Below are 856 nucleotides of genomic sequence, written 5' to 3'. Positions count from 1 at the left end.
GATCTTTATCAATACCGTCAGAAAATTTTTCTAGCATTTGTTCAAGTCCGTCATCACTACGCTCACCTAATTCATTGTTTATATATTCAATTACTACATCAAAATCTTGAATAATGGATCGCAATAATGGTTTAATATCATCTGCTTGTTCTTCACGCGCTACTCGTGCTGCTCGTTCTTCATTCACTCTATTTTCCATTATGCCATCAGCAATGCCAACCTGATTTTTATTTAAAAAACTCACCTCGACATATTCTGTTATATCTACCTCAGATTGAATATTTGCCAACGCAGAACCATTCAAATGGAATAAATTCCTTAACCAATCTAAAAGTGCCTGCATTACCGTTCTGGAGTCCAGAGTTTCTTCTAACGCCTTAGAGCATTGAGGGAAATATTCAATAGAAATTAAAGGGTTTTCATCACGTAATTGACAGTTTTTATCAAACAAAAACGCACCCGTCAATTTAAAATGATTACAGTTATTTTCACTGTGGATCACCTCATAATGCATGTTCACACCAGATTGACCATTCCCCTCAAAGCAGAAAGTTGGGTGATAATCAGCAGGCAGATCACATTTTAGTGCATTGTTGAAACCTATCATCCTTTCTGCCAATGACGTTTCAGCCAAAGAACTCAGTAACTTGTGCAGGTTTGTGTCTTGATAATTGTCCGATGAATTAACCCAGTCATTTTTACATAAACAATCTAATGCCTGATTAATTCCATCATTTTTTCCTAAAGAAAACTGTCCCTCACCAATTTTTATATTAAAATCTTTATTTTCGCCATGGGTATAATCACAACTTAGAACAATATTATCAACCGTTTTATTTTGTAACTGACAAGATGT

The 856-nt window shown here is 34.9% G+C and carries 1 protein-coding gene; it reads right to left on the bottom strand.

The genetic code is table 11. From position 1 onward, the window contains the following. The coding region (locus V2A85_RS24045; protein WP_420072600.1) for a hypothetical protein at positions 1-856 on the bottom strand (856 nt) is incomplete at both ends.

This window comes from Yersinia sp. 1252 StPb PI (genome assembly GCF_048593885.1).
GTDB classification, from domain to species: Bacteria; Pseudomonadota; Gammaproteobacteria; order Enterobacterales; family Enterobacteriaceae; genus Yersinia; species Yersinia enterocolitica_E.
Note: the sequence above shows the minus strand (reverse complement) of the source record. Positions and strands in the feature narration are given on the sequence as shown.